Genomic DNA, 23,553 nt, shown 5'->3' with positions numbered 1-23,553 from the left:
GTTCCTGGCGATTCAAAATTATAAAAAACCGGGGACTCAGTAATGGGAGCCAAGACCAAGGCCAGACCGTTAAGTCGTTATCTTAAAGACTATAAACACAGCCAGAGCAATTGTTCACACTGTGGCAAGGTATTAGATCGCATGGCGCTCGTTTTTCGTGGCCAGATCATCAATAAAGAGGCCATCGCTCGGATGGACCAGATGATTGATGAGCAGCTGTGGCTGAAGCTTCAGCCCGAACTGACTGCGCTTTGTCGTTTTTGCAGTGATATTTTTTGCAATACCCATCCTAATTACTTCGACATTATGGCGTTCAAACAGTACCTGTTTGAGCAGACAGAGATGAGCCCCAGCACGATTCGTGAATATGTGGTGCGTCTTCGTCGACTGGATGAGATGCTGAAAGCCAAAAATTTCCCGGCCGACCGGCTTAAAGGAAATAGCTGGCATCAGTGTCTGGAAAGCGATCTGCCTGATGCCGGTAATAACAATTACCGCATCGCGCTGCGCAAGTACGATCAGTTCTTAGGCTGGCAGCAGGCGTAAGCCTGATCTGCACCGATTGCTCCCCCGCGTGCCTGCGGCACGTTCTCCCTATGCCCGCCAGCCGGGTCGAGGGAAGGGGGAGCACGGCGCTCTTTTCTCCTCGCATTTTTCTCAGTGCCTGTGTCTCACCGCATCTGCGGACACCTGAATCAGGGTGATCCTTTGCGCATCTTCTGCAACACTATAAAGATAATTCCAGTGCCCGAATGGAGGCAGCATTGTCTTTACATCTGATACACCAATTCCCTCGTCTTGAATTGCTGGGCGCACCGACGCCGTTAGAACATCTGCCACGGCTCTCCGATTATCTGGGTCGCGATATCTTTATTAAGCGCGATGACTTCACGCCTGTAGCGATGGGCGGTAACAAGCTCCGTAAACTCGAATTCCTGGCGGCCGACGCGCTGCGTGAAGGCGCCGATGTGCTGCTGACCGCGGGCGCCATTCAGTCCAACCATGTGCGTCAGACGGCGGCCGTCGCGGCCCGTCTTGGCCTGAAGTGCGTGGCGCTGCTGGAAAACCCGATTGGTACCCATTCCGAAAACTACCTGAGCAACGGCAACCGTCTGTTACTGGATCTGATGGACGCGGAAGTGATTATGGTCGATGCACTGCACAATCCCGCAGAGCAGCTGGCTGAAGAGGCCACGCGCCTTGAAGCCCAGGGATTCCGTCCTTACATCGTGCCGGTCGGCGGCTCAAATGCGCTGGGTGCGCTAGGCTATGTAGAGTGCGCGCAGGAGATCGCTCATCAGAGTGAAGGCGTGGTCGATTTTGCCGCCGTGGTCGTCGCCTCAGGCAGTGCCGGTACGCATGCCGGACTGGCGGTGGGTCTGGAGCATCTGCTGCCCGAAACCGAGCTGGTGGGCGTCACCGTTTCACGTCAGGTCGAAGCGCAGTTGCCGCTGGTCGAGCGACTGCGTCAGTCGCTGGCAGAGAAGCTGGAAGTGCAGGCTAAGGCACCGATCACCCTGTGGGATGACTATTTCGCACCGCGCTACGGCGAGCCGAATGATGAAGGCATGGCTGCGGTGAAACTGCTGGCGCAGCTGGAAGGGATCCTGCTGGACCCGGTTTATACCGGCAAGGCGATGGCCGGACTGCTGGATGGCATCAGCCAGAATCGCTTCCGTCGTGAAGGTCCGTTGCTGTTTATTCATACGGGCGGGGCACCGGCGTTATTTGCTTATCATCCTTCGGTCTGAGACAAGCGAATAAAACAGTTTATACTCCGTGCGTTATCATTTTGGACTGGCAGCGATAAGCGGCGCTGCCCTTATAAGAACACACACACAATACTGTCAATAATGGGGTGAATATGTCCTTTTCTCGTGCAGGTCGTCAGATGGTGATGGGCGTCATGGCTGTGGCGCTGATTGCTGGCGTCAACGTTAAAACCTTTGCAGCGGAAAACCTGCTGAACAAAATTAAAGAGCGCGGCACGCTGCTGGTGGGTCTGGAAGGGACGTATCCGCCATTCAGCTTCCAGGATGAAAAGGGCAAGCTGACTGGCTTTGAAGTGGAATTCGCAGAGCAGCTGGCGCAGCACATGGGCGTCAAAGCGAGCCTGAAACCGACCAAGTGGGATGGCATGCTGGCCTCACTTGATGCGAAACGCATCGATGTAGTGATCAACCAGGTCACCATCTCTGATGAGCGTAAGAAGAAGTATGACTTCTCCACGCCCTACACCGTCTCCGGTATTCAGGCACTGACCATGAAAGCCAACGCGAACACCATCACCAAACCGGCTGATCTGGCGGGCAAGAAGGTGGGCGTGGGTCTGGGCACCAACTACGAGCAGTGGCTGCGTGAGAATGTGAAAGGCGTGGACATCCGTACCTATGATGATGACCCGACGAAATATCAGGATCTGCGTTCTGGCCGTCTGAATGCCATCCTGGTGGACCGTCTGGCTGCGCTGGATCTGGTGAAGAAAACTGGCGATACCATGGCGGTTGCCGGTGATGCCTTCTCACGTCAGGAATCGGGCGTTGCCGTTCGTAAAGGCAATGACGATCTGCTGAAAGCGATTGACCAGGCCATTGCTGACATGCAGAAAGATGGCTCGCTGAGCAAGCTGTCTCAGAAATGGTTTGGCGCGGACGTGACGAAATAATGCAGGAAAGTCTTCAACTGGTGCTGGATTCAGCACCTTTTTTATTAAAAGGCGCGCTGTTTACGCTGCAGCTCAGCATCGGCGGGATGTTCTTCGGTCTGCTGCTGGGCTTTATTCTGGCGCTGATGCGCCTGTCGCGCTTCTGGCCGGTTCGCTGGCTGGCGCGGATCTATGTCTCGATTTTCCGTGGCACGCCGCTGATCGCCCAGCTGTTTATGATCTACTACGGCCTGCCGCAGTTTGGCATTGAGCTGGATCCGATCCCGTCGGCAATGATTGGTCTTTCCCTGAATACCGCCGCCTATGCGTCAGAGTCTCTGCGCGGCGCGATTTCATCGATTGAGCGCGGTCAGTGGGAAGCGGCAGCCAGTATCGGTATGACGCGCTGGCAGACCCTGCGTCGCGTCATCCTGCCACAGGCAGCACGCACCGCGCTGCCTCCGCTGGGTAACAGCTTTATCAGCCTAGTGAAAGATACCTCGCTGGCGGCGACCATTCAGGTGCCGGAGCTGTTCCGTCAGGCGCAGTTGATCACCTCGCGCACGCTGGAAGTTTTCACCATGTATCTGGCGGCCTCCCTGATCTATTGGGTGATGGCAACGGTGTTATCTGCGTTGCAGAACCGGCTGGAACAGCATGTTAATCGTCAGGATTCGGAGTCGAAATGAGCGCCATCGAAGTCAGAAAGCTGGTGAAATCGTTTAACGGCCAGACGGTGCTGCACGACATCGACCTTGATGTGGCGGCCGGTGAAGTGGTGGCGATTATCGGTCCCAGCGGTTCGGGTAAAACCACGCTGCTGCGCAGTATCAACCTGCTGGAAGTCCCGGATAGCGGCACTATCCGGGTCGGGGAGATTACCGTGGATGCGGCGCTGGCCCAGAGTAAGCAGAAAGAGCAGGTGCGACGTCTGCGTCAGCAGGTCGGGTTTGTCTTCCAGAACTTCAATCTGTTTCCGCACCGTTCGGTGATGGAGAACATTATTGAAGGGCCGGTTATCGTCAAACGCGAATCGAAGGCGGATGCAATAGCCCGCGCACGCACGCTGCTGGAGAAGGTCGGACTGCACGGCAAAGAGGAGAGTTATCCGCGCCGTCTGTCGGGTGGACAACAGCAGCGCGTGGCGATTGCCCGTGCGCTGGCGATGCGGCCGGAAGTGATCCTCTTCGATGAACCGACCTCGGCGTTGGATCCGGAGCTGGTGGGCGAGGTGCTCAGCACCATTCGCGCGCTGGCCGAAGAGAAACGCACCATGGTCATCGTCACGCATGAGATGAGCTTTGCCCGAGACGTTGCCGACCGCGCCATATTTATGGATCAGGGACGCATTGTGGAGCAGGGCGAGGCGAAAGCGTTGTTCAGCAATCCGCAGCAGCCGCGGACCCGTCAGTTCCTCGATAAATTCCTCAATCAGTAACCTCACTGCCTCCTTCGGGAGGCAGTTTTAACCTGTTTAACCCCCTTTTTCTCCTGCCGCAATCCGCTTAATTTGACATGTGTTAGCACACATAATTATTCAGGCGTTAAACCTTTTGCCACATCTGACAAATCTTTTACTTTCATCGGATATTAAATGGCTTTTACGGCTGCCGCTTTCTCTTAATTATATTTTTTCGATCATCAAACGATATTATTGTTAAGTCTGGCTGTGGCGCAGATTATTCGCTTATTGCCACGCTGATTAATAAGTGTAAGGAAACGTTCTGCTAAGTAAATAACTGTGGCAACAGGGCCAGCCAGCGGCTTTTAAGAGTTTCGCTACATTCATCACCGGTTCAATGGCGAATAATCGCTGGATAATCATAAAAGCAATACTGATTTCCTCGCTTTTACTTTCCAGCATTCTGACCTACACAGCAGGAGTCATTGAATGAGCCAGACTAAGTCAGACCAGATATTGTGGGTAGATACCCTGAAGGGCGCCTGCATATTGCTGGTGGTCCTGTACCACACGGTTTTACCCGGCTTTGAAGGGACGATGAAATACCTTACTGCCGGATGGATCCCCGCCGAAATATGGATACAGTTTAATACGGTCCTGTCGCCGTTGCGTATGCCCGCCTTTTTCTTTGTGTCGGGATTGCTGGCGACCAATGGCATTATTAACCGGCCCTGGAAACAGGTGTTTACCAGTCGCATCACCAATCTCTTTTATCTCTATATTCTATGGGGCTTTATTCAGTGGTGGTCAATTATTGGCATCTCCACCGAAATTACCGGCCAGCGTATTTCACAGAATCTGAATGCCGCCTATGCCGGTTCGTTATTCGAGTTTCTCAAGCTGACGTTTATGGCCATGAGTACCTCGTGGTATCTCTATGGGCTGGGACTGTATTTCCTCTGCGCCAAAGTTTTCCGTCACTATAAGCTGGCCCTGGTGGCGGTGGCGATCCTGCTCAATTATCTGGCGGTCGAAAAAGTGATTCCGTTCTGGGGACCCCAGAGCCTGGCGCAATATTTCCTGTTCTTCCTGCTGGGTGCGTTCTGGAGTCAGACCATGCTACGCCTGAGTGAATGGCGGCGGGAGAATCTGATGCCCTGGGCGCTACTGGCGGCAGTCGCCGGGATTCATGTGATATTTGGTCTGGATAAGAGTCTGTTCCTGTGTGTGCTGGCGGTGTTATTCAGTATCGCCGCCTGTCGCTGGCTGAATCAGCATTTCAGCATGCGCTATCTCAACTGGGTGGGCCGCAATACGCTGCAGATTTACGTCATCCACCGTATTTTCATCGAGTTCTTTGGCATGTCCGCGATTCTGTTCGCGCAGCGCCATCATCTGTTTGAGCAGGCGTGGTTTTCGTTTCTGTGGGCGTGCTTCTATCCGGTGGCGATCGTGGGGATTTGCTCGCTCTGTTCAGTGGCGATCTGGTCGCTGACTAATCGCGGGGTAGGGCAATCGCTGTTTGTGTTTCCGACATTAGTTAAGCGGGCACATAGCAGGGGGTAGTTTCGCTTAGCAGCATGCAGGGTAGGCTTTGCTGCGGGCTTGCTATGAGCGGGTTACGCCCGCCAGGCGGTGGGGAGTTTCAGGATGCCCGTGCAGGCGGACGCGTCAAGGGGCGGACGCCCGCCCCTTAACAATCCCGGCGTCCGGCTGCCTCCGCGCCCCGTTTCACGGGGTACCTTCGTCACGCCCTGCGGCCCGCGGACCGTCCGGACTCGCCATCCCTGGCTCGTGCCGTCCTTTCGCCGACGTCCTGTCGGCTCATCCTTGCCTCCGGTTGTTCCTCAGCGCTTCGGATGCCTCTGACAAACCTCGCCTGCAAAATTTTTGTGTTTCTTTGATGCAGCGTTGTCTGCTCGCATGAGAGCCGAAGACCATCTTTGAAACTCACCGCAGTTAGGCACTTAACATTAAGAGAAGAGATAAAAGCGGGGGAGGGAGGCCGTCAGAACCGCTGAGCGGATGAGGGATTTCAGGACGAGCGACAGGGATGTCGCGAAGAGGCGGGTTCGCGCCAGGGATGGCGCGTCCCGGCGGTCCGTGAGAAATCCGGAAGAGGCGAAGGGACCGCGAAGCGGCGGTGAAGCAGGCCGGAGCCCGGGGTCAAGGGGGCGCGGCGACTGGCGCCCCCTTGTTGGTCGCCTGCAGAGGCGTGACTGAAACTGCCCGGCTCACCAAGCGAACGAAACCCTCTCATAGCCCGTTCGCGCAGCGAACACTCCCCCCTTAAGCGTCACCGCTACCCAATCGTCATCAGACTCGCATTACCGCCTGCCGCCGCCGTATTCACACTCAGCGAACGCTCAATCAGCAGACGCTCCAGCAGCAGATTGGTCTCGCCACGAGCGAAGCCCTGCACCGACACAATCGCGCCGTCACGTGCCGCAATCTGCTCGCACAGGGTGCGCAGCTGATCGGCATCACCGTGATAGATCACCGCATCAAACTCCGCCGTTAACGGATCACGCGCCAGCGTAATGCGCGCTTTCACCGCATCAGGCAGCGAGGCTCGCAGGGCGCGATGCAGCTCATCATCCTGCCATAGCGCTTTACTGCCGACGCTGGTGACCGCAGCCAGCTGGATTAACGCATCCTGCTCGTTATCCGCCAGACAGAGCACCTGATCGCGCGGCAACAGCGAGAAGGTATTGCGCTCGCCGGTCGGGCCAGGCAGCAGACGAACGACGCCCGCCTGGGCCAGATCGCCATAGTGCTGGCAGAGTTGCGCCAGTTCCGGTTTATCTTTTGCCCAGTTGCTGAGTGCCTGATGCGGTGCCAGCAGTGCCTGACGCAGCGTGCTGTCCGCCGGGCGTTCGGCATCCTGACGATCAAAGGTCAGACGAAGCGCGCTATCCGGGCGATTCGCCAGCAGGCGATAAAGATAGAGCGGGCCACCGGCTTTCGGACCGGTTCCGGATAAGCCTTCGCCGCCAAACGGCTGCACGCCGACCACCGCGCCCACCATGTTGCGGTTGACGTAGAGGTTGCCGACCCTGGCATTCGCCGTGACCTGCGCGATGGTTTCGTCGATGCGGGTATGCACGCCCAGCGTCAGGCCATAGCCGGAGGCGTTGATCTGCTCAACCAGCTTCGGCAGGTTGTTGCGGGTGAAGCGCACCACGTGCAGCACCGGTCCAAAGATCTCTTTATCCAGATCGCTGACCTGATTTAGCTCGATCAGCGTCGGCTTAACAAAGGTGCCACTGTTCCACTCTTTGCTGTCCTGCGGATTATTCTGCACCGCCTGATAAACCGTGAAGCCCTTGTTACGCATCGCCTGAATATGGCGATCGATATTGGCTTTCGCCTCGGCATCAATCACCGGGCCGATATCGGTTGAGAAGCGCTCCGGATTGCCCATGCGGCACTCCGCCATCGCACCACGCAGCATCTTCAGCGTATGGTCGGCGACATCTTCCTGAATGCAGAGCAGACGCAGGGCAGAACAGCGCTGTCCGGCACTGTCGAAGGCAGAGGCGACGATATCGATCACCACCTGCTCAGTCAGCGCAGACGAGTCGACGATCATCGCATTCATCCCGCCAGTTTCAGCAATCAGTGGCACCGGGCGACCGTGCTGGTCAAGGCGACCGGCCAGATTACGCTGCAGCAGGGTCGCGACCGCCGTCGAGCCGGTAAACATCACGCCACGCACCCGATTGTCTCCGGTCAGCTGCGCGCCCACGGTTTCACCCTGACCCGGCAGCAGTTGCAGCACGCCTGGCGGCACACCCGCATCCAGCAGGATCTGAACCGCCTGCGCGGCAATCAGTGGGGTCTGCTCAGCCGGTTTAGCCAGCACGCTGTTGCCTGCGGCCAGTGCAGCCGCAATCTGACCGGTAAAGATCGCCAGCGGGAAGTTCCACGGACTGATACAGACCACCGGACCGAGCGGACGATGCGTTTCGTTGTCAAAATCGTCGCGCACCATACCGGCGTAGTAATAGAGGAAATCCACCGCTTCGCGCACTTCCGCGATGGCGTTGTTGTAGGTCTTGCCCGCTTCACGCACCAGGATGCCAAGCAGCTGTTGCATCTGGCCTTCCATAATCTGTGCGGCGCGTTCCAGAATCGCCGCACGCTCCTGCGGCGGTGTAGCAAACCAGATCGGCCCGCTATTCACGGCGGCATCCAGCGCTACAGAGACTTCCTGCTCAGTGGCTTCACGTACCTGACCCACGCGATCGCCAGGTGCCGCCGGGTTAAGAATGTCGCGCAACTCACCCGCACCCGCTTCACCGTCAATCATCGGTCCGGCCAGGCAGGGCTGTGCCGCGCTGCTCAGCAGGGCGCTGGAAAGTGAGGCGAGACGGTGTTCGTTAGCCATATCCAGACCCGCCGAGTTCACGCGGTTCTCGCCATACAGCTCGCGCGGCAGGGGTATCTTCGGATGCGGCAGACCAATGGCGCCTTCGCTGGCACCCAGTTTCTCGACGGCAGTAACCGGATCGGCCACCAGCTCATCAATCGGCAGCGAGGTATCCGCGATGCGGTTTACGAACGAGGTGTTGGCCCCGTTTTCTAACAGACGGCGAACCAGATAGGCCAGCAGGGTTTCATGAGTACCGACCGGCGCATAGATGCGGCACGGACGATTAAGCTTACCGTCCGCCACTTTGCCGACTACCTGCTCATACAGCGGTTCACCCATGCCGTGCAGGCACTGGAACTCATACTGACCCGGATAGTAGTTATTGCCCGCCAGCTGATAAATCGCCGCCAGCGTGTGGGCGTTGTGGGTGGCAAACTGCGGATAGATCAGGCTGGGCACAGCCAGCAGTTTGCGGGCGCAGGCCAGGTAAGAGATATCGGTATAAACCTTGCGGGTGTAAACCGGATAGCCTTCAAGTCCTTCCATCTGGGCGCGCTTGATTTCGCTGTCCCAGTACGCACCTTTCACCAGACGGATCATCAGACGACGACGGCTGCGCTGCGCCAGATCGATCAGCTCATCAATCACAAATGGACAGCGTTTCATGTAGGCCTGAATCACGAAGCCGATGCCGTTCCAGCCTTCCAGCTCTGGCTCGAAACAGAGTTTCTCGAGCATATCCAGCGACAGTTCCAGCCGGTCAGCTTCTTCTGCATCGATGTTGATGCCGATGTCATAAGAGCGAGCCAGCAGCGTCAGCGATTTCAGAATAGGGTAGAGCTCTTCCATCACGCGCTCATACTGCGCACGGCTGTAGCGGGGATGCAGCGCGGAGAGCTTAATGGAGATGCCCGGGCCTTCATAGATGCCACGGCCATTGGACGCTTTACCGATGGCGTGGATCGCCTGCTGATAAGAGAGCAGATAGGCTTTGGCATCGCCCGCCGTCAGGGCCGCTTCGCCCAGCATGTCATAGGAGTAACGGAAGCCTTTCTCTTCCAGCTTGCGGGCATTCGCCAGCGCTTCGGCAATGGTTTCACCGGTGACGAACTGTTCACCCATCAGCCGCATCGCCATATCCACGCCTTTGCGGATCAGTGGCTCGCCACCTTTCCCGATAATGCGATTAAGTGAGCTTGAGAGGTTGGCTTCGTTGTGGGTCGAGACCAGACGGCCGGTAAACAGCAGGCCCCAGGTCGCCGCGTTCACAAACAGCGACGGGCTGCGTCCCAGATGTGACTGCCAGTTGCCATTGCTGATCTTGTCGCGGATCAGCGCATCGCGCGTTGGTTTGTCGGGAATACGCAATAACGCTTCGGCCAGGCACATCAGCGCCACACCTTCATGAGAGGAAAGGGAGAACTCCTGCAGCAGGCTTTGCACCATGCCAGCGCGTCCGGTTGCCCCTTTCTGGTGCCGCAGCTTGTCGGCGAGCTGGTAAGCCAGCTGATGGGTCTTCTCTGCCAGCGCCGCCGGTAAGCGCGCCTGCTCCAGCATCATCGGCACCGCATCGGTCTCCGGACGACGCCAGGCGGCGGTCACGGCTGAACGGGTCACTGACTGAGGTAAAATCTGCTCTGCAAAGTCAAGGAACGGCTGGTGCGACTCCTCTGGCTGGGTCTCATCGGACTCCGCTGCCGCCTGGGCAGAAAGCGGGATCTCCGGCACGGTATCGCCGCTTTCCAGCTGCCCCAGGTAGTTAAAGATCGCCTGTTTGATCAGCCAGTGTGGCGTGCGATCAATTCGCTGCGCAGCCAGTTTGATGCGCTCGCGTGTCGCGTCATCCAGTTTTACACCCATGGTGGTTGTAGCCATGACTCCAGAGCTCCTTGATAGTGGTTCAATACGGCGTTGGCTGCACTATCACTTAAGTTGCAACTTTGTGCAACCGTGTTAAATGTGAGCCAGTTAACACCCTTTTAATGTCGCCGATTGTTAAATTTTGCAATGCGGCACGGATATTGCTGCAAAATCCTCGCCAGGTTGGCAGGCCCGATAAAAAGCGGGTTTCAGGCAGGTATTACAGAGGTGCAACCGGATAACTGTGAGCGAGTGCAACCTATCAGCACGTTTTCACAAACGGTTAGTGAAATCACTGTAACGCCTGTGTTAAATCCATTGTGCGCACAACGCCTTTCCGGCAGGATACCGCGCCGCTGGGACATGACTGACGCCCTGACGAAGAAAATCGGCCCGTTCTGCCCCGTTCCGGCAGGCGGGTAGCTGGCGATTTCTCTGGGATATCAAATAATAAGTGGAGAGACAGATGAGTGTAAGTACACCAATGCTGGTGACCTTTTTGGTTTATATTCTTGGGATGGTATTAATCGGTTTTGCGGCGTATCGCTCGACCAAAAACTTCGATGATTACATCCTTGGTGGTCGCAGCCTGGGTAGCGTGGTCACGGCACTCTCTGCCGGTGCATCGGATATGAGCGGCTGGCTGCTGATGGGCTTGCCGGGTGCCATCTTCATCTCCGGTATCTCTGAAAGCTGGATTGCCATTGGCCTGACCATCGGTGCCTGGCTGAACTGGAAAATCGTGGCCGGTCGCCTGCGCGTCCAGACCGAGCATCACAACAATGCGCTGACGCTGCCGGACTTCTTTACCAGCCGCTTTGAAGACCACAGTAAAATTCTGCGCGTCATCTCCGCCATCGTTATCCTCGTGTTCTTTACCATCTATTGCGCCTCGGGCGTGGTGGCCGGTGCGCGTCTGTTTGAAAGCACCTTTGGGATGAGTTACCAGACCGCCCTGTGGGCAGGTGCAGCGGCGACCATCCTCTATACGCTGGTGGGTGGTTTCCTGGCGGTGAGCTGGACCGATACCGTTCAGGCGAGCCTGATGATTTTTGCGCTGATCCTGACGCCGGTGTTTGTGATTATCGCCGTCGGCGGCTGGTCCGATTCGATGGCGGTGATTGAGGCGAAGAGCCTGGAAAACCTCAACATGCTGAAAGGGCTGAACTTCGTCGCGGTGATCTCGCTGCTCGGCTGGGGCCTGGGCTACTTCGGGCAGCCGCATATTCTGGCGCGCTTTATGGCGGCGGATTCGCATCGCTCAATCCGTACCGCTCGCCGTATCGGTATGACCTGGATGGTGCTCTGTCTGGCAGGTGCGGTCGCGGTGGGCTTCTTCGGTATTGCCTATTTCCAGAACAACCCGACGCTGGCCACCGGCGTTAATGCCAACGCTGAGCGCGTCTTTATCGAGCTGGCACGCATCCTGTTTAACCCGTGGATTGCCGGCATTCTGCTGTCAGCGATTCTGGCGGCGGTGATGTCAACGCTGAGCTGTCAGCTGCTGGTCTGCTCCAGCGCCCTGACCGAAGACCTCTATAAAGGCTTCCTGCGTAAAAATGCCTCCCAGAAAGAGCTGGTTTGGGTAGGGCGTCTGATGGTGCTGCTGGTGGCGCTGATTGCGATCGCGCTGGCGGCTAACCCGGAAAACCGCGTGCTGGGCCTGGTGAGCTACGCGTGGGCGGGCTTTGGTGCGGCGTTTGGTCCGGTGGTGCTGTTTGGCGTCTGCTGGAAGCGCATGAACCGCAACGGTGCGCTGGCGGGGATGATTATCGGTGCGCTGACCGTGCTGGTGTGGAAACAGTATGGCTGGCTGGGCCTGTATGAAATCATCCCTGGCTTCATCTTTGCCAGCATCGCGATTGTGGTCTTCAGCCTGATGGGACGTGAGCCATCAGCAGAAGCGCAGCAGCGCTTTGCCGCCGCTGAGGCCGAATTCCAGACTAAATAAGCGAAGCGTTAATCACGAAGGCCCGTCCCGCAAGGGACGGGCCTTTTTGTTACAAAGATAAATCACCCAAAGATGAAATTATCTCCGCCAGTAACTTGTTTTTTTCTCAGCGATAATGATAATCGGTATCGTTTACACTTTACCTGTTTTTACTGTTTATTGACGCTGCTTAACATTCAAGAGGTTGGCGATGTTTGTTCCTTTTCTCATCATGCTGCGCGAAGGGCTCGAAGCCGCGCTGATAGTCAGCCTGATAGCCAGCTATCTCAAGCGCACCCAGCGCACCCAATGGTTCCCGGCGATGTGGGCGGGCGTGTTTATCGCCGCTGCGCTCTGTCTTGGCCTGGGTCTGTTCATCAATGCCACTACCGGTGAGTTCCCGCAAAAAGAGCAGGAGCTGTTTGAAGGCATCGTGGCGCTGATTGCGGTGGTGATCCTCACCTCAATGGTGTTCTGGATGCGTAAAGTCGCCCGCAATATCCGGGTCGAGCTGGAGCAGGCGGTCGATCAGGCGCTGCAACGCTCCGGCCGTGGCGGTCTGGCGCTGGTGCTGATGGTGTTTCTGGCCGTGGCACGTGAAGGGCTGGAGTCGGTGTTCTTCCTGCTGGCAGCCTTTACCCAGGATGTCGGTTATGCGCCGCCGATTGGCGCGGTGCTGGGGCTGGCAACCGCCGTGGTGCTGGGCATGCTGCTCTACTGGGGCGGTATCCGCCTGAACATGGCGCATTTCTTCCGCTGGACCAGCGTGTTCATCCTGTTTGTCGCCGCGGGCCTGGCAGCCGGAGCGATTCGCGCCTTCCACGAAGCGGGCTTATGGAATCGCTTTCAGGATGTGGCCTTCGATCTCAGCAATACCTTATCAACCCATTCGCTGTTCGGCACGCTGCTGGAAGGGATACTGGGTTATCAGGAGACGCCAAGCGTCAGCGAAGTGACGGTTTACTTCGTCTACCTGATCCCGGCGCTGATTCTGTTCTTTATGCCTGCGCGTCCTGCTGCATCAGCCACGGTTTAATCAGACATTTTTGGGCGCGTTCGCCGCGCCTGTAACTTAACAGGGAATATCGAGATGACAATGCGTTTTCGCCGCAAGGCACTGCTGCTTCCTCTGCTGGCAATCTCCGCTTCCGCGGCTGCGGCGGTTCCTCAGGTTACCGTCAGCGTCACTGACAAGCAGTGTGAGCCGATGAACTTAACGGTCAAGGCCGGCAAGACCCAGTTCCTGATTAAAAACAACAGCCAGAAAGCGCTGGAGTGGGAAATCCTCAAAGGCGTGCTGGTGGTAGAAGAGCGTGAGAACATCGCGCCAGGTTTCAGTCAGAAGCTGACCGCCAATCTGGAAGCAGGTGAATATGAAATGACCTGCGGCCTGCTGAGCAATCCAAAAGGCAAGCTGATTGTAGAGGCCGGTGAGGGCGCGGCGAAAAGCACTCCTTCCGCTCGTATGCAGCTGGAAGGCCCGATCACCGCCTATAAAGCGTATGTGACGGAGCAGGTGAACCAGCTGGTGAGCAACACCCAGGCGTTTACTGATGCCGTTAAAGCGGGTGATGTGGAAAAAGCCAAAGCGCTGTTTGCCCCGACCCGTCAATACTACGAGCGCATTGAGCCGATTGCTGAGCTGTTCTCCGATCTCGACGGCAGCATTGATGCCCGTGAAGATGACTATGAGAAGAAAGCGGCCGATCCTAAGTTCACCGGTTTCCACCGTCTGGAGAAAGCGCTGTTTGCTGATAACAGCACTAAAGACATGGCGGACTACGCTGAGAAGCTGAACAAAGATGTGAAAGATCTGCAGGTGCGCATCAGTGAACTGGCCTTCCCGCCAGCCAAAGTGGTCGGCGGCGCGGCCGGTCTGATTGAAGAAGTGGCTTCAAGCAAAATCTCCGGCGAAGAAGATCGCTACAGCCGCACCGACCTGTGGGACTTCCAGGCCAACATCGATGGCGCGCAGAAAATTGTTGAGCTGCTGCGACCGCTGGTGAGCAAGGCGAATCCGCAGCTGCTGGCCAAGGTTGACGCCAACTTCAAAAAAGTGGATGCGATCCTGAGCAAGTACCGCACCAAGACCGGTTTCGAATCCTATGAGAAACTGACCAGCGCCGATCGCAACGCGCTGAAAGGACCGATCACCGCGCTGGCGGAAGATCTTTCATTACTTCGTGGCACCCTGGGTCTGGATTAATCATGAGTCGTAAGGAAGATGACGCGCAGCCTGCGCGCCGTCGTTTACTGAAAGGTCTGGGTCTGCTGGGCGGTGCGGCGGCCATCGGCGGCGGTTGTCCGTTCCATGCCGCTGCGGCGGACAGCTTTTCGCCGGGTACGGTCACGCCGCAGGCGCGGCAGCAGATGCAGCCGTTTTACGGTCAGCATCAGGCGGGCATCACCACGCCTCAGCAGGCATCGATGATGCTGGTGGCGTTTGACCTGCTCAGCAGTGATAAAGCGGAGCTGAAGCGTCTGTTTCAGCTGCTGACCCAGCGTATCGCCTTTCTCACTACCGGCGGTCCGGCGCCTGCGGTCACTAATCCGCAGCTGCCGCCGATGGATTCCGGCATTCTTGGGGCGACTATCGCGCCGGATAATCTGACGGTTACCGTATCGGTCGGCAATTCACTGTTTGATGAACGCTTTGGTTTAGCGCCGCACAAGCCGAAAAAATTGCAGCCGATGACGCGCTTCCCCAATGATTCGCTTGATGCCAGTCAGTGTCATGGCGATCTGCTGTTGCAGATCTGTGCCAACACGCAGGATACGGTGATTCATGCGCTGCGCGACATCATCAAGCATACGCCTGACCTGCTGGGCGTACGCTGGCGACGTGAGGGCTTTATCTCCGACCACGCAGCACGCAGTCAGGGACAGGAGACGCCGATCAATCTGCTGGGCTTCAAAGATGGCACTGCTAATCCGGATACCCACAATTCTGCGCTGATGAATCAGTTGCTGTGGGTGACCGCAGACCAGGAAGAACCGGCCTGGGCGCGCAACGGCAGCTATCAGGCCGTGCGGCTCATCCGCTTTCATGTGGAAATGTGGGATCGCACACCGCTGGGTGAGCAGCAGACCATCTTTGGACGTGAGAAGCTAAGCGGCGCACCACTGGGGATGAAGCATGAACATGACGTTCCGGATTACGCCCGTGACCCGGACGGCGATGTGATTGCACTGGATGCGCATATCCGTCTGGCGAATCCCCGCACGCCGGAGACCGCCAGCAGCCTGATGCTGCGACGCGGCTACAGCTACTCGGCGGGTATCTCCGCATCCGGCCAGCTGGAGATGGGGTTACTGTTCGTCTGCTATCAGCACGATCTGGAACGCGGTTTCCTGACGGTGCAGCAGCGCCTGAATGGCGAAGCGCTGGAAGAATATATCCGGCCGTTTGGCGGCGGTTACTTTTTCGTTTTACCCGGTATCCCCGACGCCAGCCATTATTTAGCGCAGTCGTTGCTTGAAGCCTGATTAAATTTCGACCACAGTGGGCGAGCCTCTCTCTGGCCGCCCACGTTTTCATTTTCAGCGTGAAGCTTGCTGAGTTTAAACTGAGATTTCGCGGGTATTCAGTCTATATAAAATAAGCTAATTCATTGTAAATTATCGTTTTTACATTTTGGCGTAAAAGAAATACCTGCGCGTGATGAGCAATTCCTTTGCCAGCAGGTAAAATTACTATTGCAAACCTCTAACGAAATGATGCACTTTATTCAACAGGCGTAATCGTATGTGTCGATGTATCACACTGGAGTTCGCGCATGGGTCGAGTCTTTAATGGAACGTCACTGTCACTGAATAAATTGCGCCTGACCGCGAGGGCAATTCTGCCTCGTTATTTCTCCCTCTCCTCAACCTATTCTTTTGTCTTATCGCATCCTGTTTTATCCGGTGTTCAGCCACGCCATTACGTTGTTGCATACCCACTATCCTGTCCTGTCATGGCTCTAAAGGAAGCCAACTGAAACCTCTAAAGCGTTCACGTAATCGCAACGGGCCACCGGCCTTGCGCGGGAAATGAAACCAACTGAAAGGTGCCACTATGGGAAGACAGAAAGCAGTGATCAAAGCGCGTCGTGAAGCACGAAGAGTGCTTCGCAGTGACTCACGCAGTCATCGTCAGCGCGAAGAAGAGTCGGTCACTTCGCTGGTGCATATGAGTGGACTGGATGCAATTGGTATGGCGCGCGATACGCGTGACCGGTTACCGATTGAAGCCCGTAATGAAGCTCAGGCGCACTATCTTAATGCCATAGGAACGAAACAGCTGATTTTCGCAACCGGTGAAGCCGGCTGCGGTAAAACCTGGATCAGTGCTGCGAAAGCAGCTGAGGCCCTGATTAATAAGGATATCGACAGGATTATCGTTACGCGCCCGGTACTTCAGGCAGATGAGGATTTGGGATTCCTGCCCGGTGATATTTCTGAGAAATTCGCCCCTTATTTCCGCCCGGTTTATGACATTCTGGTTAAACGTCTTGGCGCATCATTTATGCAATATTGTCTGCGTCCGGAAATTGCCAAAGTAGAGATTGCGCCCTTCGCCTATATGCGTGGCCGCACCTTTGAAAATGCTGTGGTGATTCTGGACGAGGCGCAGAACGTAACCGCCGCGCAGATGAAAATGTTCCTGACCCGACTGGGCGAAAACGTCACGGTCATTGTTAACGGCGATATTACCCAGTGCGACTTGCCCGCTGGGGTGCCTTCTGGTCTCGCGGACGCGCTGGCGCGTTTTGAAGAGGACGAGATGGTTGGCATTGTGCGCTTTGGCAAAGAGGATTGTGTGCGTTCTGCGCTGTGTCAGCGCACCCTGCACGCATATAGCTAGCGTTTGATTGAGTAGAAGTGTAGCGCCCAAACCCGGCTTCGGCCGGGTTTTCTTTTTATCTGTTCCGTTCATGACTTTGTGCCGGAACTGGTGTCAGATTTTAGCGTGATATTAATAGTTAAGATGTGAGTTATTAATGATGGCTCAGCTTAAAGGCTAATATAAACAGATGAGGCCGATTTATATTCACTTAATCCGTTAACAGAGCGCGTTACAGGCTTAAGTTGATAAGCCTGTCTATTCGGATCTTCACTTTATCTGGTTCTGATGATCAGCGATTTTTCCGTGTAAACAACGCTATTGCCCGGGATGTCTTTATTGATAAACGACATCGCTCCGATAGTGACGTTGCTTCCTATGATCAGCGCGTCGCCTATGATGCAGGTTCCGGCACCGACTTCAACATTATCGCCAATAATGATGCGCGCTGGCGTGGCGCAACCTGGGCGCCCGGAGATGCCGATTGTTGAGTTCTGGCGGATTTTGAAATTGCAGCCGATAACCGTGCATTCATTTATCACCACCGATAAAAAGTGGCTTACGGTCAGTCCTGGCCCAATTGCGGTGCCGGGCTGGATTTCAGTATGGTATTTCTGAATGAGTTTCCTGTTGATGCGCCGCGCGAGCTTCTTTAATAGCTTACTGTCATTCTTATAAAGAAAGGAGACTATCCGCCACCAGAAGTTAAATCGCCTTTCCGGGCATTTAATCGCTTTATGAATCGTACGCGCCCAGCTAAAAGGCTTATCGCTCATCATCACTTCGCGACGTAAACACTCATGCAGGTGTTTTTTTAATTCATATTTTTTCATGATTATGTATCAGCGGTTTGCAATTTTTTAGCCGCGCATGGTAGCAGGCTACAGCAAACACTATTTGAGGCAGGTCATTTAACCTGTCGCAGAATTAACTGCAAGGTGTCTCATTTGAGCATCACGTGAATTTAATTAGCGGGCTCAAATAAGAATAATGATCAAAGGATGGAAGTTGTAAAGAAAGGGAAGGTCAGGGAAGGGAAGGATTCGCTCAGCATGTTGTCAGACCCCGGCGGGGCTTCTCACACTCATCTCAGCGTGCAACAGGCAAAAAAAAAGCCTGAACAAAAGTTCAGGCTCTTCTCTGAAGATGGCGGTGAGAGAGGGGTTCGAACCCTCGATACGTTGCCGTATACACACTTTCCAGGCGTGCTCCTTCAGCCACTCGGACACCTCACCAGATTTACTTCACTGACCGCGCTGGGTCAACGGGGCGGTACTATAGGGAGTCGGCCGAAAACGGTCAAGCACTATTTTCCTCTTTTGTTCTATTCGCTTAAGCTCTGAACGAATCGATTTACTGCGGCATAAAACCGGGGATTTATGCCGCAGATTTTGCCCCGTCAAAGGTTAAATCAGCTCTTCACCCGATTCGCGAAACTTTTGCGCAGCTTCTGCAGCTTCGGTGGGATCACCGCCATGCAGTAACCGTTGCGCTGGCCCGCACCTTCCCAGTAATCCTGATGATAGGCCTCAGCGGGATACCACTCTTTCAGCGGTTCGATGGTGGTCACCACCGGCACATTATGATCGGCCTGGGCGCGTTCAATGGCGGCACGGGCTTCCGCTTCCTGCTCTGCATTAGCCGGGAAAATCGCCGAGCGATACTGTGTGCCGATATCGTTGCCCTGACGGTTAAGCTGGGTCGGATCATGTGTGACAAAGCTGATATCCAGCAGATCGCCGAAAGTCACTTTCTCCGGATCAAAACCAATGCGAATCGCTTCAGCATGACCGGTTGCACCGCTGCAGACCTGCTCATAAGTCGGATTAGGACGGGCACCGCCGGTATAGCCGCTTTCCACCGACTCAACGCCGATCACATCCTTAAAGACCGCTTCGGTACACCAGAAACAGCCGCCAGCGATAACTGCGTATTCGATTGCCATAATAATTTACTCCTGTCAGGTCGAAAGAGGTGAATGGGGGCGCGGCAGACCGCTTTCAACTAGATCAGCATCTCCGGTTTAAAATCGCCGCTCTTATCCAGCATTTTTTCGCTCATCACACTGAAGCGGCCTTCGCCAGTGTAGTGCAGGGTAGCGGGATATTCCGGCTGCTCGGCGACATGGGCTTTCACAATCTCAAAAATAAACAGGTTGTAGTTGGCGACCATCGAATCGTCATAGAGCTGACACTCAAAGCTGGCAAAGCATTCGGCAATCATCGGTGCGCCCACAACCTGCGCCGGTTCCGGCGTCAGGCCAAACGCCTCAAATTTATCCAGCTGGTCGCCGTGGCTGTTGCCGATTGCGACAACCTCATCAATCAGTGAAGCGGAGGGGATATTCAGCACGCACTGACCGCTGTTGCGGATCAGCTCGTGGCTGTGATTCATTCCGGAAATCATGCAGCCGACCAGGGAAGGCGAGAACTCCAGCACCGTGTGCCAGCCGAGCGTCATGATGTCGTGCTGATCCTGATACTGGGAACTGAGCAGCAGCACCGGTCCGGGTTCAAGGTACTTGCGGGCTTTGCTGACCGGAAAAGCATATTTGTGCATGCGTTGGCTCATGGCGTAACTCCTTAAACGGAAGGGTGCCATTAAGTGTAGAGCACGCTGCGGGTGCAGCAGGAACGCCAGAAGTCAGAAATGCGAGGTGGGTGAGGAAGTGCGGGCAGAGCCGATATTTTACCGGCAGTATCGCGAGCTTAAGGTTTCCTTAATATACCCTCGCGATACTGCCAGCATTAACTGAGGATAATGCTATGAAAACTGCTCCTGTTACCCTGTCTGTCACGGCTTCGCGTCCGATGAGCGAATATGCTGCACTGCTGATTGCCGCAGCCACCGTTGTTCTGTTTCTGTCTGCCTGGTTCACCGCTTAAAACTTAACGACGGCCCGGCAACCGCTTCGGTCGCGACGATTGCCTAAGAAAAACTGAAACCGGTGTAGCTGGACGATGCGGCTGACAATGCTCAGCCCGAGTCCGATACCGCCGTAGCGACTGTCCATCCGGATAAACGCTTTACTCAGCTCGCCACTTTTACTCTCATCAATGCCAGGCCCCTCATCTTCCACCACCATCATGGGGTGTGGAACAGATAACAGTTGCACACTGATGGTGCTGTTATCCGGGCTATAGCGATGGGCGTTCTCCACCAGGTTACGCAGCAACATCTTCAGCAGCGTGGCATCACCACGTACAAACTGCTCCTGCGGCAGATCGAGCACCAGCGTCTGCTGATGCGCTTCCAGCATAATACTCAGCTCCGCCTCCATCGGCAGAATCACATCTTCGATCAACCCGACGTTCTGATAGGTGCCAGAGGTAAACGACTGTCCAGCGCGTGCCAGATTCAGCAGCTGCGACACACTGTGCGTCATCTGATCCAGGCGCTGCACCAGCGGCTGAACTTTGACATCGCTGTTACGCTCAATTAACTCCAGATGCAGACGCAATCCCGCCAGCGGCGTGCGCAACTCATGCGCCACATCGGCAGTGAACAGCCGTTCCCGTTCCAGACTGGTATTCAGACGGGCGACCAGCTGGTTGATCGCCTGCGTGACCGCATCGATCTCATGAACCTGGCTGTAGCAGGCGACAGGTTCGAGATTCTCTTCGCTGCGACTCTCCAGTTCACGCTGCAGCTGATAGAGCGGCCGGGTGATCCATTTCACCGCCTGATAGCAGAGCAGCAGCGTCAGGGTAATCATCACCAGACTCGGCACCGCCAGACTGGCCACCGCTTCATGCACTTCACGTTTAACGTGACTGTCCATGTTGCGCTTCTGCAACTGCGCCTCTACCAGAAACTGAATCTGCTCTTTACTCTCATGCCACAGCCAGACCACGCTGATCACCTGGAATACCAGCAGGATCAGACCAATGGTCAGGATGAGGCGAAAGCGCATACTGCGGTGATCGAAACGTCTTATCATGTTGCCTCGCGAACGCCATCCTGCGTCACCAGTGCATAACCAAAACCGCGCACCGTGCGAATAGCGCTTTTGCCAATTTTGTCGCGCAGATTATGGATGTGCACTTCCAGCGTATTAGTAGAAGGCTCGGTCTCCCAGTTATAGATATCCTGGTAGAGAATCTCACGGTGTACCGGATTCCCGGCCTTGAGCATCAGCCGTGACAGAATCGCAAACTCTTTAGGGGTCAGATCCAGCAGCACATCATTGAGCATGATCTGGCGATGCGTCATATCCAGCGCCAGCGCCCCCACTCTGACATGGCTGTCGCCCTGATTAACGTGACGGCGGATCAGTGCGCGGATACGCGCCAGCAACTCATCCAGCGAGAACGGTTTGATCAGATAGTCGTCCGCGCCAGCGTCGAGTCCGGCAATGCGCTCGTTGATGGTGTCGCGCGCGGTCAGGATCAGCACTGGCGTCATTTTCTTCTGGCGACGCAGTCGTATCAGGAAATGCAGGCCATCTTCGTCCGGCAGGCCCAGGTCCAGCACGACCAGACTATACAGGCCGCTGGCGAAATGTGCTTCCGCATCCCGCACCCGCGTCACGCCGTCGCAGACATAGCCTTCGCCTTCCAGCGCCAGCATCAGACCCTGCAGCAGCAGGGCGTCATCTTCAACTATCAGTATCTTCATTAGGGTTGGCTCCGACACGACGTCAAAATATCATCCGCAGGCACATATTCGTGGGTCGCGGTGCCGGTTAATCCCAGCATGGTTGAGAACAGATTATCCTGTGAAAAATCGTCTGTCGCCGCCAGTTTATTCAGGCAGCCGCGATTAACCGCATAACGTTTCTGATAATCATCCGAAAGCCAGATCAGCAGCGGCACATGTTTCTGGGTATCCGGCGCGATAGCGTAAGGCAGGCCATGCAGGTAAGCCCCATTTTCACCCAGCGATTCGCCGTGGTCAGAAAGATAGACCAGGCTGGTGGTGAAGCGATCCTGATGCGCACGCAGGACATTAATAGCCTTATCGACGATATGATCCACATTGACCAGCGTGTTGTCATAAGTGTTGACCAGCTGCTGTTGCGAACAGTCCTGAATCTGGTTGGTGTCACAGGTCGGTTCAAACTGACGGAACTGCGGCGGATAGCGATGGCTGTACGTCGGGCCATGACTGCCGATGGTGTGCAGCACAATCACCGCATTACCTTTTAACTGGCTGATGTACTCATCCAGTCCGTGGAACAGCACGTCGTCGTAACACTCACCGTCAATACACATGCCCGGCAGGTTCAGGCTGGTCATATCCTGGTGCGGAACGCGATCGCAGGCCCCTTTACAGCCGCCATCGTTCTCATTCCACAACACGCTGATCCCGGCACGCTGAATCACATCCAGCAGTCCCTCCTGATGGGCGGCCAGCACATCATCATAATGAGCGCGCGGCATGTTTGAGAACATGCAGGGCACAGAAACCGCTGTCGCCGTGCCGCACGAGGTGGTGTGCGGGAAATAGATCACATCATCTTTCGCCAGTAAGGGATTGGTCAGACGACCATAACCGCCCAGCGAGAAGTTTTGCGCGCGTGAGGTTTCGCCCAGTACCAGAATGGTCAGATTCGGCTTGCCGCTGGTGCGGCTGGGCTGCAGGTGCGCATCTTCACCGATACGAATCAGCGGTGCGTTCTGCAACTGCTCATGCTTATACCAGGAGAGGGTCGCCGCAATACTGTTAGACGGGCTGAGTGCTTTGACCAGCTCGCGGTTGTTGCGGAACAGCGAGGCGTAATCTTTATAGAAGAGCAGGGCGATCAGCACGATCAGCGCAGCTGACAGCAGCACGCTAAGCAGCCGCGCCAGTACGCCACGCCACTGCTGTTTTTTGATTCGCGGCCAGAACACCAGCAGCGCCATCAGCAGACCCGAAGTGAGCAGGGTGAGCAGCAGCTTCGGCGTAATCAGCGCAAAGGTTTCGGACGCGGTGGTATCCATCATGTTGGTGATCATCGAGCGATCGACCACGATGTTATAGGTCTGAATAAAGTACTGTGCCGACGCGCAGAGCAGAATAAACAGCGCGGCCAGCAGCCGATCCAGCCAGATAAACGAGGCCAGCGTAATCACGATATTAATCACGCTAAAGGCGACCAGCGGCATCGATAAAAACACCAGCGTGGTATGCAGGTTATCCAGCGGCATCACCGCCAGTACCTGACGGTAATAGGCAATATTAAGGAAAACCGCGATATAAACCGCAGCCAGAATCAGCAACGTAAGGCGGCTAATCAGCGGCCTCTTCAGGGTAAACGCCATGTGAGCAGGAACCAGAGTAATAAAAGTGTCATGAGATTGCGCTTTCAATATTAGGAATACCTTAAGAAGCTTAAGGTTCGGGGCGGGTCCTCTGTACAGCGAGTATTACGACAGTGACTCCAGCCAGCCGCGGATCGGGTCCGGCGGGTTCTTCTAAGGCAATGCCAATAAGAACGGTACGTTTATGCTGATTTAACCGCAGCGGCTGGCATGAAACCTGCATCTTTCTGGCATTACCCCTGTTAATGACTACACTTAATGTGAAGATGTTC

18 protein-coding genes and 1 tRNA gene are annotated in these 23,553 nt (G+C 55.6%); 11 read left to right on the top strand and 8 right to left on the bottom strand.

Annotation, left to right across the window (positions count from 1 at the left end; genetic code table 11):
- Window positions 1-42 precede the first annotated feature (42 nt).
- From fliZ to ACN1CO_RS07560, 6 genes are all read left to right on the top strand, one after another.
- Window positions 43-546, top strand: a complete 504-nt coding sequence (fliZ, locus tag ACN1CO_RS07585) for a flagella biosynthesis regulatory protein FliZ (protein ID WP_179895473.1) — start codon at window positions 43-45, stop codon at window positions 544-546.
- A gap of 206 nt (window positions 547-752) precedes the next feature.
- Complete coding sequence (locus tag ACN1CO_RS07580; protein ID WP_419138455.1) at window positions 753-1,751, top strand: D-cysteine desulfhydrase; 999 nt, start codon at window positions 753-755, stop codon at window positions 1,749-1,751.
- Between the two features lie 113 nt (window positions 1,752-1,864).
- Entirely contained in the window at window positions 1,865-2,665 is an 801-nt protein-coding gene (gene tcyJ, locus ACN1CO_RS07575) for a cystine ABC transporter substrate-binding protein (RefSeq protein WP_031593429.1), read from the top strand.
- Window positions 2,665-3,333, top strand: a complete 669-nt coding sequence (gene tcyL, locus ACN1CO_RS07570; protein ID WP_003854540.1) for a cystine ABC transporter permease — start codon at window positions 2,665-2,667, stop codon at window positions 3,331-3,333. The genes tcyJ and tcyL overlap by 1 nt, the downstream gene beginning before the upstream one ends.
- Complete coding sequence (gene tcyN, locus ACN1CO_RS07565; protein WP_419138454.1) at window positions 3,330-4,082, top strand: L-cystine ABC transporter ATP-binding protein TcyN; 753 nt, start codon at window positions 3,330-3,332, stop codon at window positions 4,080-4,082. Before tcyL ends, tcyN begins: the two co-directional genes overlap by 4 nt.
- 453 nt (window positions 4,083-4,535) lie before the next feature.
- The gene (locus tag ACN1CO_RS07560) at window positions 4,536-5,612 is read left to right on the top strand and encodes an acyltransferase family protein (protein ID WP_419138453.1); all 1,077 of its coding nucleotides are present in this window, start codon (window positions 4,536-4,538) and stop codon (window positions 5,610-5,612) included.
- 736 nt (window positions 5,613-6,348) lie between these two features.
- On the opposite strand, the gene putA is transcribed toward ACN1CO_RS07560, so the two are convergent.
- Window positions 6,349-10,296: a trifunctional transcriptional regulator/proline dehydrogenase/L-glutamate gamma-semialdehyde dehydrogenase gene (putA, locus tag ACN1CO_RS07555; RefSeq protein ID WP_419138452.1), complete on the bottom strand. Its 3,948-nt coding sequence runs from the start codon at window positions 10,294-10,296 to the stop codon at window positions 6,349-6,351.
- A 451-nt stretch (window positions 10,297-10,747) separates the two neighbouring features.
- Between putA and putP the strand changes: the two genes are divergently transcribed.
- The 5 genes from putP (at window position 10,748) to phoH (ending at window position 17,057) form a co-directional block, all read left to right on the top strand.
- Window positions 10,748-12,232, top strand: coding sequence for a sodium/proline symporter PutP (putP, locus tag ACN1CO_RS07550; protein WP_419138451.1), 1,485 nt, complete (start codon window positions 10,748-10,750; stop codon window positions 12,230-12,232).
- Window positions 12,233-12,422: 190 nt separating this feature from the next.
- Window positions 12,423-13,247, top strand: a complete 825-nt coding sequence (gene efeU / locus ACN1CO_RS07545; RefSeq protein ID WP_283547742.1) for an iron uptake transporter permease EfeU — start codon at window positions 12,423-12,425, stop codon at window positions 13,245-13,247.
- 54 nt (window positions 13,248-13,301) lie between these two features.
- Window positions 13,302-14,417 carry an iron uptake system protein EfeO gene (gene efeO, locus ACN1CO_RS07540; protein WP_419138450.1) on the top strand — a complete coding sequence of 372 codons (1,116 nt, stop codon included), beginning with the start codon at window positions 13,302-13,304 and terminating at the stop codon, window positions 14,415-14,417.
- 2 nt (window positions 14,418-14,419) lie between these two features.
- Window positions 14,420-15,697: an iron uptake transporter deferrochelatase/peroxidase subunit gene (gene efeB / locus ACN1CO_RS07535; RefSeq protein ID WP_419138449.1), complete on the top strand. Its 1,278-nt coding sequence runs from the start codon at window positions 14,420-14,422 to the stop codon at window positions 15,695-15,697.
- 571 nt (window positions 15,698-16,268) lie between these two features.
- A complete protein-coding gene (gene phoH, locus ACN1CO_RS07530) occupies window positions 16,269-17,057 on the top strand; it encodes a phosphate starvation-inducible protein PhoH (RefSeq protein WP_003852284.1) in 789 nt (262 codons plus the stop codon).
- Between the two features lie 254 nt (window positions 17,058-17,311).
- Here phoH and ACN1CO_RS07525 read toward each other — a convergent pair whose 3' ends face one another.
- From ACN1CO_RS07525 to eptA, 7 genes are all read right to left on the bottom strand, one after another.
- Window positions 17,312-17,869, bottom strand: a complete 558-nt coding sequence (locus ACN1CO_RS07525; protein ID WP_419138448.1) for a serine acetyltransferase — start codon at window positions 17,867-17,869, stop codon at window positions 17,312-17,314.
- 314 nt (window positions 17,870-18,183) lie between these two features.
- A tRNA-Ser gene (locus tag ACN1CO_RS07520) sits at window positions 18,184-18,271 on the bottom strand.
- 176 nt (window positions 18,272-18,447) lie between these two features.
- Window positions 18,448-18,981 (bottom strand): peptide-methionine (S)-S-oxide reductase MsrA, encoded by a 534-nt coding sequence (gene msrA / locus ACN1CO_RS07515; RefSeq protein ID WP_191922900.1) that lies wholly within the window; start codon window positions 18,979-18,981, stop codon window positions 18,448-18,450.
- A 59-nt stretch (window positions 18,982-19,040) separates the two neighbouring features.
- Complete coding sequence (locus ACN1CO_RS07510; protein WP_419138447.1) at window positions 19,041-19,607, bottom strand: flavin reductase family protein; 567 nt, start codon at window positions 19,605-19,607, stop codon at window positions 19,041-19,043.
- A 310-nt stretch (window positions 19,608-19,917) separates the two neighbouring features.
- A complete protein-coding gene (pmrB, locus tag ACN1CO_RS07505; RefSeq protein WP_419138446.1) occupies window positions 19,918-20,976 on the bottom strand; it encodes a two-component system sensor histidine kinase PmrB in 1,059 nt (352 codons plus the stop codon).
- A complete protein-coding gene (pmrA, locus tag ACN1CO_RS07500) occupies window positions 20,973-21,653 on the bottom strand; it encodes a two-component system response regulator PmrA (protein WP_136198260.1) in 681 nt (226 codons plus the stop codon). Before pmrA ends, pmrB begins: the two co-directional genes overlap by 4 nt.
- The gene (eptA, locus tag ACN1CO_RS07495) at window positions 21,653-23,281 is read right to left on the bottom strand and encodes a phosphoethanolamine transferase EptA (RefSeq protein ID WP_419138997.1); all 1,629 of its coding nucleotides are present in this window, start codon (window positions 23,279-23,281) and stop codon (window positions 21,653-21,655) included. The genes pmrA and eptA overlap by 1 nt, the downstream gene beginning before the upstream one ends.
- Between the last annotated feature and the right edge of the window lie 272 nt (window positions 23,282-23,553).

It is taken from the genome of Pantoea sp. R13S299, assembly GCF_048515925.1.
Taxonomy (GTDB): domain Bacteria; phylum Pseudomonadota; class Gammaproteobacteria; order Enterobacterales; family Enterobacteriaceae; genus Pantoea.
Note: the sequence above shows the minus strand (reverse complement) of the source record. Positions and strands in the feature narration are given on the sequence as shown.